The 13,095-nt window shown below is 63.7% G+C and carries 7 protein-coding genes and 3 pseudogenes; 5 read left to right on the forward strand and 5 right to left on the reverse strand.

Features of this window, described 5'->3' with window-relative positions:
- Positions 1-140: 140 nt before the first annotated feature.
- Positions 141-3,677, reverse strand: a complete 3,537-nt coding sequence (dnaE, locus tag ACIA73_RS30415) for a DNA polymerase III subunit alpha (RefSeq protein WP_399442033.1) — start codon at positions 3,675-3,677, stop codon at positions 141-143.
- A gap of 319 nt (positions 3,678-3,996) precedes the next feature.
- On the opposite strand from dnaE, the gene ACIA73_RS30420 reads away from it, so the two are divergent.
- From ACIA73_RS30420 to ACIA73_RS30430, 3 genes are all read left to right on the forward strand, one after another.
- Complete coding sequence (locus ACIA73_RS30420) at positions 3,997-5,322, forward strand: DUF2252 domain-containing protein (RefSeq protein ID WP_399442035.1); 1,326 nt, start codon at positions 3,997-3,999, stop codon at positions 5,320-5,322.
- A gap of 104 nt (positions 5,323-5,426) precedes the next feature.
- A complete protein-coding gene (locus tag ACIA73_RS30425) occupies positions 5,427-6,116 on the forward strand; it encodes a hypothetical protein (RefSeq protein ID WP_399442036.1) in 690 nt (229 codons plus the stop codon).
- Positions 6,117-6,176: 60 nt separating this feature from the next.
- Positions 6,177-7,013 (forward strand): thioredoxin domain-containing protein, encoded by an 837-nt coding sequence (locus ACIA73_RS30430; RefSeq protein ID WP_399442037.1) that lies wholly within the window; start codon positions 6,177-6,179, stop codon positions 7,011-7,013.
- A gap of 283 nt (positions 7,014-7,296) precedes the next feature.
- On the opposite strand, the pseudogene ACIA73_RS30435 reads toward ACIA73_RS30430, so the two are convergent.
- A pseudogene (locus tag ACIA73_RS30435) lies at positions 7,297-7,485 on the reverse strand (IS5/IS1182 family transposase); the annotation flags it as partial.
- 205 nt (positions 7,486-7,690) lie between these two features.
- Here ACIA73_RS30435 and ACIA73_RS30440 point away from each other — a divergent pair.
- Positions 7,691-8,155: pseudogene (locus ACIA73_RS30440) on the forward strand (transposase); the annotation flags it as partial.
- Between the two features lie 1,760 nt (positions 8,156-9,915).
- On the forward strand, positions 9,916-11,775 hold the full coding sequence (gene murJ / locus ACIA73_RS30445; RefSeq protein ID WP_399442038.1) for a murein biosynthesis integral membrane protein MurJ: 1,860 nt from the start codon (positions 9,916-9,918) through the stop codon (positions 11,773-11,775).
- Positions 11,776-11,830: 55 nt separating this feature from the next.
- On the opposite strand, the pseudogene ACIA73_RS30450 reads toward murJ, so the two are convergent.
- From ACIA73_RS30450 to ACIA73_RS30460, 3 genes and pseudogenes are all read right to left on the reverse strand, one after another.
- Positions 11,831-12,342 (reverse strand): annotated as a pseudogene (locus ACIA73_RS30450) (transposase family protein); the annotation flags it as partial.
- Positions 12,284-12,715 (reverse strand): hypothetical protein, encoded by a 432-nt coding sequence (locus ACIA73_RS30455; RefSeq protein WP_399442039.1) that lies wholly within the window; start codon positions 12,713-12,715, stop codon positions 12,284-12,286. The gene ACIA73_RS30455 and the pseudogene ACIA73_RS30450, both read right to left, overlap by 59 nt.
- A gap of 71 nt (positions 12,716-12,786) precedes the next feature.
- Complete coding sequence (locus ACIA73_RS30460; RefSeq protein ID WP_399442040.1) at positions 12,787-13,014, reverse strand: thioredoxin domain-containing protein; 228 nt, start codon at positions 13,012-13,014, stop codon at positions 12,787-12,789.
- Positions 13,015-13,095: the final 81 nt, after the last annotated feature.

Below are 13,095 nucleotides of genomic sequence, written 5' to 3' on the forward strand. Positions count from 1 at the left end.
AAAGAGCGAGAGGCGCGTCCCCCGTGCACAGGGGACGCGCCTCTTCCTTCGCTTCGCTGCTCAGCCGCTGCTCCGCTGCTCAGCTACTGCTTCTGCTTCTGCTTCTGCTTCTGCTTCTGCTACCGCTTCTGCTGCGGCACTCAGCCCGCCAGGCAGCTGGGGCCGAGCAGCACCTTCAGGTCGCCGAAGAGCGCCGGGTCGGCGGTCACCCGGTGCCGGTCGAGGCGCAGCACGGTGGTCTTGCGGGCGCCGAGCAGCTTGATGCGGACCTCGGTGTTGCCCCGGTGGCTCTGCAGGATCTCCCCGAGCTTGGTGATCATCGGCGGGGTGACCTTGACGGTCGGGATGGTCAGGACGACGGGGGCGTTGGTCCCGGCGTTGGAGACGTCGGGGACCTGGAGTTCCATGGCGACCAGACGCGGCACGTCCTCACGCTTGTCCAGGCGGCCCTTGACGAAGACCACCGTGTCCTCGACGAGCTGGGTGGAGACCAGCTGGTAGGTCGCCGGGAAGAACATGCACTCGATGGAGCCCGCGAGGTCCTCCACGGTGGCGATCGCCCAGGCGTTGCCCTGCTTGGTCATCTTGCGCTGGAGGCCGGAGATGATGCCGCCGACCGTGACGACCGCGCCGTCCGAGTGCTCGCCGCCGGTGAGCTGGGCGATCGCCGCGTCCGCCTTGTCCGAGAGGACGTGCTCCAGACCGAAGAGCGGGTGGTCGGAGACGTACAGCCCGAGCATCTCCCGCTCCTGGGCGAGCAGGTAGGACTTCTCCCACTCGATGTCGGAGAACTCGATGTCCAGACCGAAGCCCGGCTCGTCGCTGTCCTCCTCGCCGCCGCCGAAGAGGTCGAACTGGCCCTCCGCCTCCTTGCGCTTGACCTGCACCACGTTGTCGATCATCGGCTCGTGGTGCGCGACCAGGCCCTTGCGGGTGTGGCCCATCTCGTCGAAGGCGCCGGCCTTGATCAGGGACTCGACGGTGCGCTTGTTGCAGACGACGGCCTCGACCTTGTCGAGGAAGTCGGGGAAGGAGCTGTACTTCCCCTTCGCCTTGCGCATCCGGATGATCGAGTCCACGACGTTCTGGCCGACGTTGCGGATGGCGGTGAGGCCGAAGAGGATCACGTCGTCGCCCTGGGCGGCGAAGTTGGACTCGGACTCGTTCACGTTCGGCGGGAGGACCTTGATGCCCATCCGGCGGCACTCGTTGAGGTAGACCGCCGACTTGTCCTTGTCGTCCTTGACCGAGGTCAGCAGGGCGGCCATGTACTCGGCCGGGTAGTTGGCCTTGAGGTACGCCGTCCAGTAGGTGACCAGGCCGTACGCGGAGGAGTGCGCCTTGTTGAACGCGTATCCGGCGAACGGGACCAGCACGTCCCACAGGGCCTGGATGGCCGCGTCGGAGAAGCCGTTCTTCTTGGCGCCGGCCTGGAAGAGGACGAAGTTCTTCGCCAGCTCCTCGGGCTTCTTCTTGCCCATCACCCGGCGCAGGATGTCGGCCTCGCCGAGCGAGTACCCGGCGATGATCTGGGCGGCCTTCTGTACCTGCTCCTGGTACACGATGAGGCCGTAGGTCAGACCCAGCGTCTCCTTCAGGGGCTCTTCGAGCTCCGGGTGGATCGGCGTGATCTCCTGGCGGGCGTTCTTGCGCTCCGCGTAGTTGGTGTGCGAGTTCATGCCCATCGGGCCCGGCCGGTAGAGGGCCGATACCGCGGAAATGTCCTCGAAGTTGTCGGGCTGCATCTGGCGGAGCAGCGAGCGCATCGGGCCGCCGTCGAACTGGAAGACGCCGAGCGTGTCACCGCGGCAGAGCAGTTCGAAGGTCTTGGCGTCGTCCAGCGGGAGGGACAGCATCTCCAGGTCGATGCCCTTGCCCGCCCGGACCATCTTGACGGCGTCGTCCATGATGGTCAGGTTGCGAAGGCCCAGGAAGTCCATCTTGAGCAGGCCGAGCGACTCGCACTGCGGGTAGTCCCACTGCGTGATGGTGACGCCGTCGGTGTGCCGCGTCCAGAGCGGGGCGTGGTCGACGATCGGCTCGCTGGACATGATGACGCCGGCCGCGTGCACACCCATCTGCCGGACCAGGCCCTCGACGCCCTTGGCGGTGTCGATGACCTTCTGGACGTCGGGCTCGTTCTCGTACATCCCCCGGATCTCGCCCGCCTCGCCGTAGCGGGGGTGCTTGGGGTCGGTGATGCCGGAGAGGTCGATGCCCTTGCCGAGGACGTCGGCGGGCATCGCCTTGGTGAGGCGGTCGCCCATGGCGTACGGGTAGCCGAGGACCCGGGCGGAGTCCTTGATGGCGTTCTTCGCCTTGATCTTGCCGTAGGTGCCGATCATGGCGACCTTGTCCGAGCCGTACTTCTCCGTCACGTACCGGATCACTTCGACGCGCCTGCGCTCGTCGAAGTCGATGTCGACGTCGGGCATGGAGATGCGCTCGGGGTTGAGGAAGCGCTCGAAGATCAGGCCGTGGGTGATCGGGTCGAGGTCGGTGATGCCCATGGCGTACGCGACGATCGAACCGGCCGCCGAACCACGGCCGGGGCCCACCGCGATGCCCTGGTTCTTGGCCCACATGATGAAGTCGGCGACCACCAGGAAGTATCCGGGGAAGCCCATCGAGATGATGGTGTCCATCTCGTACTCGGCCTGCTTCTGACGGTCCTCGGGGACGCCGCCCGGGTAGCGGCGCTCCATGCCGACCCGGACTTCTTCCTGGAACCAGGTGATCTCGGTGAAGCCGTCCGGGATGTCGAACTTCGGCATCAGGTCGCGCTTCTCGAACATCCCGGTGGTGTCGATCTGCTCGGCGACCAGCAGGGTGTTGCGGCAGCCCTCCTGCCAGGCGTCCGAGGAGTCGATGGCGTACATCTCGTCGGTGGTCTTGAGGTAGTAGCCGGTGCCGTCGAAGCGGAAGCGGTCCGGGTCGGAGAGGTTCTTGCCGGTCTGGATGCAGAGCAGGGCGTCGTGCGCGCTCGCCTCGTGGGCGTAGGTGTAGTGCGAGTCGTTGGTGACCAGCGGCGGAATGCCGAGTTCCTTGCCGATCTTGACGAGGTCGTCGCGGACCCGGCGCTCGATCTCGATGCCGTGGTCCATCAGCTCCAGGAAGTACCGGCCCTCGCCGAAGATGTCCTTGTAGTCGGAGGCGGCCTGCTTGGCCTCGTCGTACTGGCCCAGGCGCAGCCGGGTCTGCAGCTCGCCGGAGGGGCAGCCGGTGGAGGCGATCAGGCCCTCGGACCACTGGGAGATGGTCTCGCGGTCCATGCGCGGCCACTTCTGCAGCCAGCCCTCGGAGTACGCGTCGGAGGACAGCTTGAAGAGGTTGTGCAGACCGGTGCTGTTCGCCGCCCACATCGTCTTGTGGGTGTAACCGCCGGAACCGGAGATGTCGTCGCGCTTCTGGTGCGGCTGACCCCACTTGATCTTCCGCTTGTTGCGCCGGGACTCAGGGGCGACGTACGCCTCGATGCCGATGATCGGCGTGACGCCCGCCTTCTGCGCCGTGTGGAAGAAGTCGTACGCCCCGTGCAGGTTGCCGTGGTCGGACATCGCGATGTGCGACATCCCCATCTCGTTGCACGCGTCGAACATGTCTTTCAGCCGCGCGGCACCGTCCAGCATGGAGTACTGCGTGTGGACGTGGAGGTGCGTAAAGGGCGGCTTGGTCACGGCGGGGGCCTCCGGTGCGGCAGGTAGGTGGCGGGGCGTCTGACGGGTGGGCCGAACAGGATCCAGCAGGTGGGTGCGGCAGGATCGGTCGGCCCGGTGGAACGGGATCGGGCGGCTCGGTGGAACAGGATCGGGCGGCTCGGTGAAGCAGGTCCGAAGTCTACTTCGCACCACTGACAAACCCGGGGCTCCCGAGGAGCACCCGGACCCCGGGCACTCAGGGGTACGGTCATGCGTTGGACAGGTCGCGGGACCCTTCCCCCACCCGTCCCACATGCCCAGTACGCGCAGTCACGTCATGCACCAGGAGGCCCCGGCAATGTCGGTTCCGCAGACAGATGCCGCCCAGCGCGGCGAGCAGATTCTCGCCGTGTTCGACACCGCTTTCGGGCAGCTGCTCGCCGCCGACCCGGCCGCGTTCCGGGTCAAGTTCCGGAAGATGGCCGCCTCCGCGTTCGCCTTCTACCGGGGCACGGCCTCCCTGTTCTACGCCGACCAGGAGCGTGAGCAGCACGCGGGCCCCTACCTGGACGAGCGGACCAGCCGGGTGTGGATCCACGGCGACCTGCACGCCGAGAACTTCGGCACGTACATGGACGCCGAGGGCCGCCTGATCTTCAACGTCAACGACTTCGACGAGGCGTACGTCGGCCCGTTCCTCTGGGACCTCAAGCGCTTCGCCGCCTCGGTCGCGCTGATCGGCTACCAGAAGGCGCTCGGCGACGAGCAGATCGGCGAACTGGTCGGGGTGTACGCCGCCGCCTACCGCGAGCGCATCCACCAGCTCGCCACCGGCGCCAAGAACGACGAGGTGCCGCCCTTCACCCTGGACACCGCCGAGGGCCCGCTGCTCGAAGCGCTGCGCTCGGCCCGCTCGCTGACCCGGTTCTCGCTGCTCGACTCGATGACCGAGATCCGTGACTTCGAGCGCCGCTTCACCTCCGGTGGCGGCTCCATCGACCTGGACGCGGCCACCCGCTACAAGGTGCTCGCCGCCTTCGACGGCTACCTGGAGACGCTGCCCGAGTCCTCGCTGACCCGCCCCGACTCGTACCGGGTGAAGGACGTCGTCGGGCGGCGCGGCATCGGCATCGGCTCGGCCGGCCTGCCCTCGTACAACATCCTGCTCGAAGGCAACAGCGACGCCCTTGAGAACGACGTGATCATCTACATGAAGCAGGGCCAGACCCCGGCGGTCTCCCGGCACATCACCGACCGCGCCGTCCGCGACTACTTCCAGCACGAGGGCCACCGCACGGTGATCTCCCAGCGCGCCCTCCAGGTGAACGCCGACCCGTGGCTCGGCTGGACCGAACTGGACGGGCAGGGGCAGCTGGTCGCCGAGGTCTCGCCGTACGCCGTGGACCTGGACTGGTCGGACATCGACGAGCCGGAGGAGTTCGCGGCGGTGATCGCGGACCTCGGCCGGGCGACCGCCACCATGCACGCGGCCGCCGACGACGAGAGCGGCCACTCGCTGGTCCCCTTCTCCACCGAGCGCGCCATCGACGCGGCCATCGCCGCCGACGAGGACGGCTTCGCCCGGATCCTCGTCGAGTTCGCGCACGAGTACGGTGCACGGGCCCGCCAGGACCACCAGATCTTCGTGGACCTCTTCCGCAACGGCCGGATCCCGGGGCTCTGACCCCACGGGGCCCACGGGGGAAAAATCACAGCTCCCCATCCGTTCCGGGTGTGGACAAGGGCTCTTATCAGGCCCCGACAAGGCCCCGTGACACACTCGACCCGATGGGCATATCCAGGACTCCGCTGAGAACCCTGCGGGCAGCACTCTTCACGACCCTCGTCGTGACGCTGTCCGTGGGTTCGCACGTGCTGCTGTCCGGAGCCCCGCTGCCACCGGTCACGGTCCTCGCCCTCGGCGCCGCCGTGTTCCTGCTGGCCTACGCACTGGCGGGACGGGAGCGCGGCTTCGGCCGCATCGCCACCCTGCTGGTGCCGCTGGAACTGGCGGCGGACACCCTCTTCACCACCGGACAGCATGTCTGTTACGGCCCGTCCGGCGGGCCCGTCGCCGGTGCGCTCCGCTTCTTCGGGGTGGACGTGCTCTGCGGCGGGCCCCCGGTCGGCGCCCCCTTCGTCCACACCGGTGACCGTCTCACCGGGCTGCTCGCCTCGCCGGACCCCGCGCTCCCGTGGCTGCTGCTCGGGGCGCATCTGTCGGTCGGGCTGCTGGCCGCCGCCTGGCTGCGGCGCGGCGAGGCGGCCCTGGCGGGTCTGCTGCGTACGGCGGCCCTGTCCGCCTTCCGGCCGCTGCTGCTCGCGGTGGCCTCGACGGCGGGTTTCCGTGCGGTACGCGGCCCCGGCCACCGGCCCACCGCGCCGCGCCACACCGCCGAGGCCCTGCGCACCCGGCATCTCGTGCACTCCGTGGGACGGCGTGGGCCGCCCGCCGCCGGGCTCGTACTCGCCTCCTGAGGCCCTGTCGGGCCGACAGGTCCCACCACTTTTTTCAGTACCCACGGAGTTGGAACGATCATGAGCGCACGCAACAACCAGGCGAACAAGCAGGCGGCCCGCGAGCGGCTGCGCGCCGAGCGCGAGCGGCAGGCGAAGAAGGACAGGAGCAAGCGGCAGCTGATCGTCGCGGGTTCCGTCGTGGGCGTGCTCGCGATAGCCGGCGGCGTCGGCTACTTCGTCGTCCAGGCCAACAAGCCCAAGGCCTGGGAGGCCGCGGAGACCGCCTCGGTCACCAAGCCCGCGAACACCACGGGCGACAACGGCACCACGGTCGTCGTCGGCAAGGCCGGCGCCAAGAAGACCCTGGAGCTGTACGAGGACCCGCGCTGCCCGATCTGCTCGACTTTCGAGCAAGCCAACGGCGAGCAGATCAGGAAGGACATGGAAGCTGGCAAGTACAAGGTCCAGTTCATCGGGGCAACCTTCCTCGACGGGGACGATATGAGCCAAGGCACTATCGGCGCGCGCGGCAGCGGCTCGAAGAACGCCCTATCCGCGCTGGGTGCCGCACTGAACGTCAGCCCGGATGCATTCCTTGATTTCAAGACGGCGCTGTACGCCAAGGAGAACCACCCCGACGAGGCAGTGGACAAGTTCGCGGACGACCAGTACCTCATCAAGATCGGCAACAAGGTCCCGTCACTCAAGGACAACAAGAAGTTCCAGGACGCAGTCGAGAAGGGCACTTTCGATAGCTGGGCCCTGGAGATGTCCCGAAAGTTCGCCAAGAGCGAGGTCCGTGGCACCCCGACCATGAAGATGGATGGCAAGCCAGTCGTCAAGGAAGGTTCGGAGAACGCTCCGATAGCTCCAGCAGACTTCGGCGTAGCCATGGAAAAGGCGCTCAAGGGCTAACGGCTTGGTGCGCGGTAACGATCGGGCCTCTGGCCGGAAATGAAGCAGGCCGTGCGGTTGGGTGATGTTGTGACGCGTTACCTGGGCCGCACGGCCTTGTCCAAGCGTGTCTTCACCGGGCTCCAGCCGAGACGACTCGGCAAACTCATCATCGAGTTGACCGGTGTGTGGATGGCCGCTGAGGAATCCCGACTGCACGAACGCCAGGGCTCTTGCAAGGTCGAGTCGATCTTGTATCGCTGCTGGTCAGGTGAGGTGTGACCGAACGGGGCTAAAGCTCCGTTGAAGCAAGTGACCCACCAAGTCCCTTGCACACAAGGGTGTCATGCTTGCGCAGGTACACCAGGGCGACCAGCGCACGCTGGTGCGGAGGGAGCTTGCAACGACGCTCACCCTCACGGGTGACGATGAGCATGGTGACCCACTCGACCAGAGCATGAGGCAGGTCGAGTACGGCAGGATAGGGAACCAACGGGGCTCCTGAGCCAGCGAGTTGAGACGTCGAACACCTCCCTCAACGGTACGGGAGCCTCGTGCGTTGCGGGCACCTCCACCGTCACTCAATCAGTGGCCACCCTGAAAATGCTCACTGATCGGACGGGTCTGCCCATATCCGTCGGCATCTCCGGGGCCAACCTGCACGACAACCAGGCCCTGGTCCCTCTCGTGAAGGGCATCCCACCGATACCCGGGGCACGGACGCCGGGAAGAAGATCGTGGGCCGCAAGCGCAGCATCGTCGTTGACACGCTCGGTCTGTTATTGGTGGTCATCGTGACCGCCGCCAGCGCCTCGGACAACGAGGCCAGCAAGCGACTTCTCACCCAGCTCGCCGCCGACCACCCCACGATCACCAAGGCATGGGTCGACACCGGCTACAAGACCAAGGCCATCGAGCACGGCGCCGCCCTCGGTATCGATGTCGACGTAGCCCCACGGAACGAGCAGGTCAAAGGCTTCTCGGTGATCCCCAGGCACTGGGTCGTCGAGCGGAGTTTCGGATGGATCATGATGCACCGCCGACTCGCCCGCGACTACGAGACCAAACCCGCGCACTCCGAGAGCATGATCCGCCTCGCGATGATCTCGAACCTCGCGAAACGAGCAACCGGTGAAACACCCATAAACTGGCACAACTCATGAACTATCCGGTTTTTAACCGGAATGTCTTCTAAGGAATGCAGTCCCCACAAGGGGGCTGACCGAGTGCCGAACGCCAGCGGCTTCGCGAGGAGTTACGGCTCAAGGCGGCCTGGTGAGGCAGCCGTACCGAGGGAGCCGCGTCACCGGATGTGCCATAGGTCGTGTTGGATGCGATAGACGAGGTGTTCGGGGGTACTGAAGGCGACGTTACAGAGGCAGCCTCGCCGCAGGAAGAACCCGCGGCCCACCTGACCATCATTCCCCTAATCAAAAGCACGGCAGCACGATTTCAACCTCAGCAACAGAAACGCAGCGGGCGGAGCACAATTGGACATTCCACCCACTGCGTTATTGCATCCCTATTCCGTAAAGAAGCTCAATCGGGTGCTGCATACACGCAACCCAAGTTTGGAGCATTACGGAGTCGAGTAAATTCTTGCTATCCGACGATCTTCCATTGCTGGTAATTCCCACCGTTGCTTGGACTGGTATAGACGGCCCCGGCGCTGTTCGAGTCCAGGTAGCGGCCGGTCGCTACGTTCTGGTAGCGCCACCCCGCGCTCGAGTACTGCTCACGCCACTGCTGGTACTTCCCCCAGTTGCACCTCAGGTAGTAAACCTTGCCAGCAGCATTGGAGTCCAGGCAGAGGTTGTCTGTTTCCGCCTTGACGAAGGAACGGGTGCCTCCCTGGGTACCCGTGAGTCGCCAGCGATCCGCACCAAAATCGCTGGAGGGTCCGCATTTTCCCGCGCTGACACCTGACGAAGTGGTTATCAGGCATTTCCCAGTGGCTACGTTCTTACGAGCAGTTGTCCCCGCGGCGGAAGCCGGCGAGGCCATGCTGGCCGTAAGGGCTGACGTGGCAAGCAGGACAAGCGCGCCTCGGGTCATGGAAGTGCGATTCAGCATTATTCCCCCAATGCAATAGACGTGGAACTTGCTCGACAATCCGGAGGGGTCCTGAGTCTCCACTGTCGACGCATTCGAACCTAGCCAGCAAGTTGATCTCATGAAAGGGATATCCGGCCTTGAGTGATTCAGTGCGCACCTTGGCCTAAATTCTCAGAAATAAGAATCTCGAAAATTAAGGAATCTACACCATAAGGCCAGCTTTCTATAAAAGTCGGACATTGTGCGATTGACCTCTTTTGACTGGGGCGGTAAAAGCGATATGGGAGCCATGTCGAGTGAACCCCGTCACTATTGCTAAGTTCACGCGCGGCGGGCGTGAAATTGTGAGCCGTTTACTCGGCGACGCGGGATGGCTGGTTGGGAACATTGGAACTGGACATTCCGAGGCTGAAAACTGCCTTCCTGAGATAGCATCCGGCCATCAGGCATCTCTGACCGGCCTTGGGTAACTTGGCGCCACAGCGATGTTCGGAAGATCTGTTTTGCGCAGCTTCAGATCCACACCCATTGAGCCCTTGGACTTCCTACGGGAGCCTCGCCTCGGCATGCGCGAGCACGCTGACGTGCGGCTCATGCAGGAGGCGCATGCCGAGCAGATGCCGTCTCCATCACATCCTGACGCTGGAGGGGCACCGCTTCGTGCCCCTCCGCCAGAAGTCGCGGAACGCCGTCGATCTCGAGCCTCCCCCGGACCCGTGCGGGAGGGGGAGGCTGCACCATCTGCCATGAGGGGTGCGCAACTTGAGGTACATCCGGGTGGCTGGGCACCCTGGGCCAGAAGAGAGGGATTGCCCCAGCGGATGAGAAGCTGGGGTCAGCCCGTGAACTGGGCGTGAGAAGAGGAAGCATGAACCAACTGAATGGCGGCTGGGCCGATGGGCCTGCCTCGGCAAGCCGTGGGTCAGATCTGCCGGAAGACAAGGCTGGTCTGGCGCGCTGGACAGGAACAGACCAACAGGGTGAGCGAGGGGGCACGCAGCCCATACATCTGGCAGATGACGACACCATGAGGCTCTCAGCGGTTGTAGCCGATGCGGAGAACGCTAGCTACAAGGAGGCTTCAGGTAGGGCGAGTAAAGGCAACCCGGTGAGCAAATTGCTCAGGTCTAGCGCACTTATGGCGGCCGGCACCATGGTGTCCCGGCTCACCGGATTCCTTCGAACGCTAGTCATGGCAACCGCAATCGGAGTTGGAACGCTCAACGACTCTTACCAGGTAGCGAACGTATTGCCGACAATGATCTATGTTTTGATCGGCGGTGGCGCACTTAATGCAGTATTTATCCCGCAGCTCGTCAGAGCTATGAAAAATGACGAAGACGGCGGAGAATCGTACGCTAACCGGCTCCTAACCATTGTGGCTTCCCTATTGGCGTTGGTGACAGTCATCTGCGTAATCGCCGCGCCATATTTGATTCGCTTGATGTCTACCGAGCTTGCCTCGGATGAGCGTAAGCTTGAGCTTACGGTCGCCTTTGCGCGTTACTGCATTCCAACAATGTTCTTTATGGGGCTACATGTGGTTCTTGGGCAAATCCTGAACGCCCGAGGTAAATTCGGCGCCATGATGTGGACGCCAGTCCTTAATAATATCATCGTCATCGCAACTTTTGTCGGCTTCATTTGGGCATTCGGCTCCTACGATGGAACTCAATCCAACTCAATCACCGTGGAAGGAGTGCGGCTTCTTGGGATTGGGACCCTCCTTGGTCTTGCAGTGCAAGCTCTTTCAATGTTTCCATACTTGCGTGAAGCCGGTTTCCGGATCCGCCCTCGGTTTGATTGGAAGGGTCATGGTCTCGGCAAAGCGGCCGGATTGGCAAAATGGACCTTCCTCTTCGTCCTTGCCAACCAGGTCGGGATGATCATTGTCACCCAACTGGCTACGCGCGCAGGGGCCGAAGCAGAACTAGCAGGTGAAGCCGGAACCGGTATCACCGCCTATAACTACGCATTGTTGCTTTGGCAGATGCCACAGGCGATCATCACTGTCTCTTTGATGGCGGCAATCCTTCCAAGAATATCTCGCTCCGCCCATGATGGCGACGATTCCGCTGTTCGGGGTGATATCACTTACGGATTGCGTACGTCGGCAGTCGCAATTGTCCCATCGGCTTTCATTTTCCTCACCCTCGGCATCCCTATAGCAACACTTTTGTATGCTGGCTCCGGTCCAGGTGCACGGAACATCGGAATTACCTTGATGGCCTTTGGGTTGGGGCTTATTCCATATTCCATGCAATATGTGGTACTCAGGGGTTTCTATGCTTACGAGGATACTCGCACGCCCTTCTATAACACTGTGATCGTCGCACTGGTTAATGCGTTGTCGGCGGCGCTCTGCTTCGCCTTTCTCCCATCCCGATGGGTAGTTTCCGGTATGGCTGCCGGATACGGTGTGGCTTACGCAGTCGGCGTACGTGTTGCCTGGGCGCGCTTGAAGTCACGCTTGGGCGGGAATCTGGAAGGTGCCCGAGTCACGCGAACCTATGTGCGGCTAACAATGGCTTGCGTGCCCGCTGCAATTGCTGGGGGGAGCGCCGCCTTCTGGTTCTTCAGATCTACCGGTAACGGCGCGCTGGGATCCCTTGCTGCTCTGACCATCGGGTTGACGGCGTTTCTTCTTACGTTTGTCCTCGCAGCTAAGCGTTTGCGTGTAGAAGAGCTGACTGCATTGTTCGGCATGATAAGAAGTCGTTTGCCGTGAGATTAGGGATCAGTTACGGGACAATCCTTAACTGACAGTCCTTCACAGAGCGTTTTCAGCGTTGCTGCTCCAGGGTGAGGACGGCCTTGGCGATTGACGTCATTCGATTCGGGCTGCAGCGGGCTCTGCGGAAGATGCGCCAGGACTTGAGCCGGGCCGCGCCCCGTTCGACCGGTGCCCTGGCCTGGGCGAGAGTGCGATTGACGGTGCGCTCGGTTGCGGTCAGTTCCCCACCGGGCGGACGCTTCTTCCCGGTGGTCACCCACGGTCCGGCACCTTGGTAGGCGCGGTCAGCGAGTACGGGAACCCCTGCCGGGTGCAGATCCGGAAGATGTGGTGGGTGCGGGCCACGGTCAGGTCGTGGCACCGGCCGGGCAGCGCCAGCGAGATCCACAGCACCTTCCCCGTCGGGTCGGTGACGACCTGCACGTTCACGCCGTGACGGCGGTGCTTGTGGGAATAATCGGCCCTGCTGTCGCCGACGCGGTCGCACTCCGCGAGGGCGCCGTCAAGCAGGACGTAGTCCGGATCGTTCGTACGCAGAATCTTCAGCAGACCCGGTGCCCGCCCGTCGGGTGACGCGGCAGCGGATGACTTGCGGTCCCTGGAGTCGTCGATGACCAGCATGCCCTCCTTGTGCGGGGCAGTGGTTGGATCGGCGCAGCAGCACAAGCCGCCGGTCGTTGATCTCCTCGGCGTTCCAGGAGGACTTCGAGAGGAAGAACTGTAGCCGCTGCACGGCCGCGTCCTTCGATCCGACGACCGGCTCCGCGCCGGCCAGGCAGGTCAGCGTCTTATTGCGGTCGCGCGGAGCCAGCAGCCCGGTGAGGTACTCACGGAAACCATGCCGCTGGGCGACATGCGCGAAGAGGCCGTCAAACGACGCGGCGTACGCCTCCAACGGTTCCGGCGCGGGCAGGCACGGCTGCGGCTTGGTCATTACCGGCACTTCTCTCACGAGGGAATCCCTCACCGGAGCACCTGCCCGCACCCCCACCTTGGTCTAACGGACTACCGGTACTTACCCTTGATGGCCAGGTCAAACTGTTCGATAGTCACGGGCGCCGCCCTTCCATCAGGGCCAGTAATTTTCCTTCCATCCAATAGCAAAGTCGGAGTTCCTTGAATATCACCAGCATCGGCTGGGAATGTTCGTGACATTTCGAGAGCCCATTTATCGTAAGTTCCACGAACTACGTCATTCCTGAATTCAGCATTCCCTTTTAGAGGCTGTCTCACGTGGTGCTTCAGCTACTCGACCGTACTCGTGAGAAATGCATGAAACTCGGTGGCAAGGTTTCGCATCTCCTCGCCGGCGGC

It is taken from the genome of Streptomyces sp. NPDC051561 (assembly GCF_044454195.1).
Lineage (GTDB): Bacteria > Actinomycetota > Actinomycetes > Streptomycetales > Streptomycetaceae > Streptomyces.

Bases quoted from the DNA above. Each gene is read 5' to 3' on its own strand.
- ACIA73_RS30420 (WP_399442035.1), top strand. From the start codon at position 3,997: ATGTCGGTTCCGCAGACAGATGCCGCCCAGCGCGGCGAGCAGATTCTC.
- ACIA73_RS30425 (WP_399442036.1), top strand. From the start codon at position 5,427: ATGGGCATATCCAGGACTCCGCTGAGAACCCTGCGGGCAGCACTCTTC.
- ACIA73_RS30430 (WP_399442037.1), top strand. From the start codon at position 6,177: ATGAGCGCACGCAACAACCAGGCGAACAAGCAGGCGGCCCGCGAGCGG.
- murJ (WP_399442038.1), top strand. From the start codon at position 9,916: ATGAACCAACTGAATGGCGGCTGGGCCGATGGGCCTGCCTCGGCAAGC.
- ACIA73_RS30455 (WP_399442039.1), bottom strand. From the start codon at position 12,715: ATGACCAAGCCGCAGCCGTGCCTGCCCGCGCCGGAACCGTTGGAGGCG.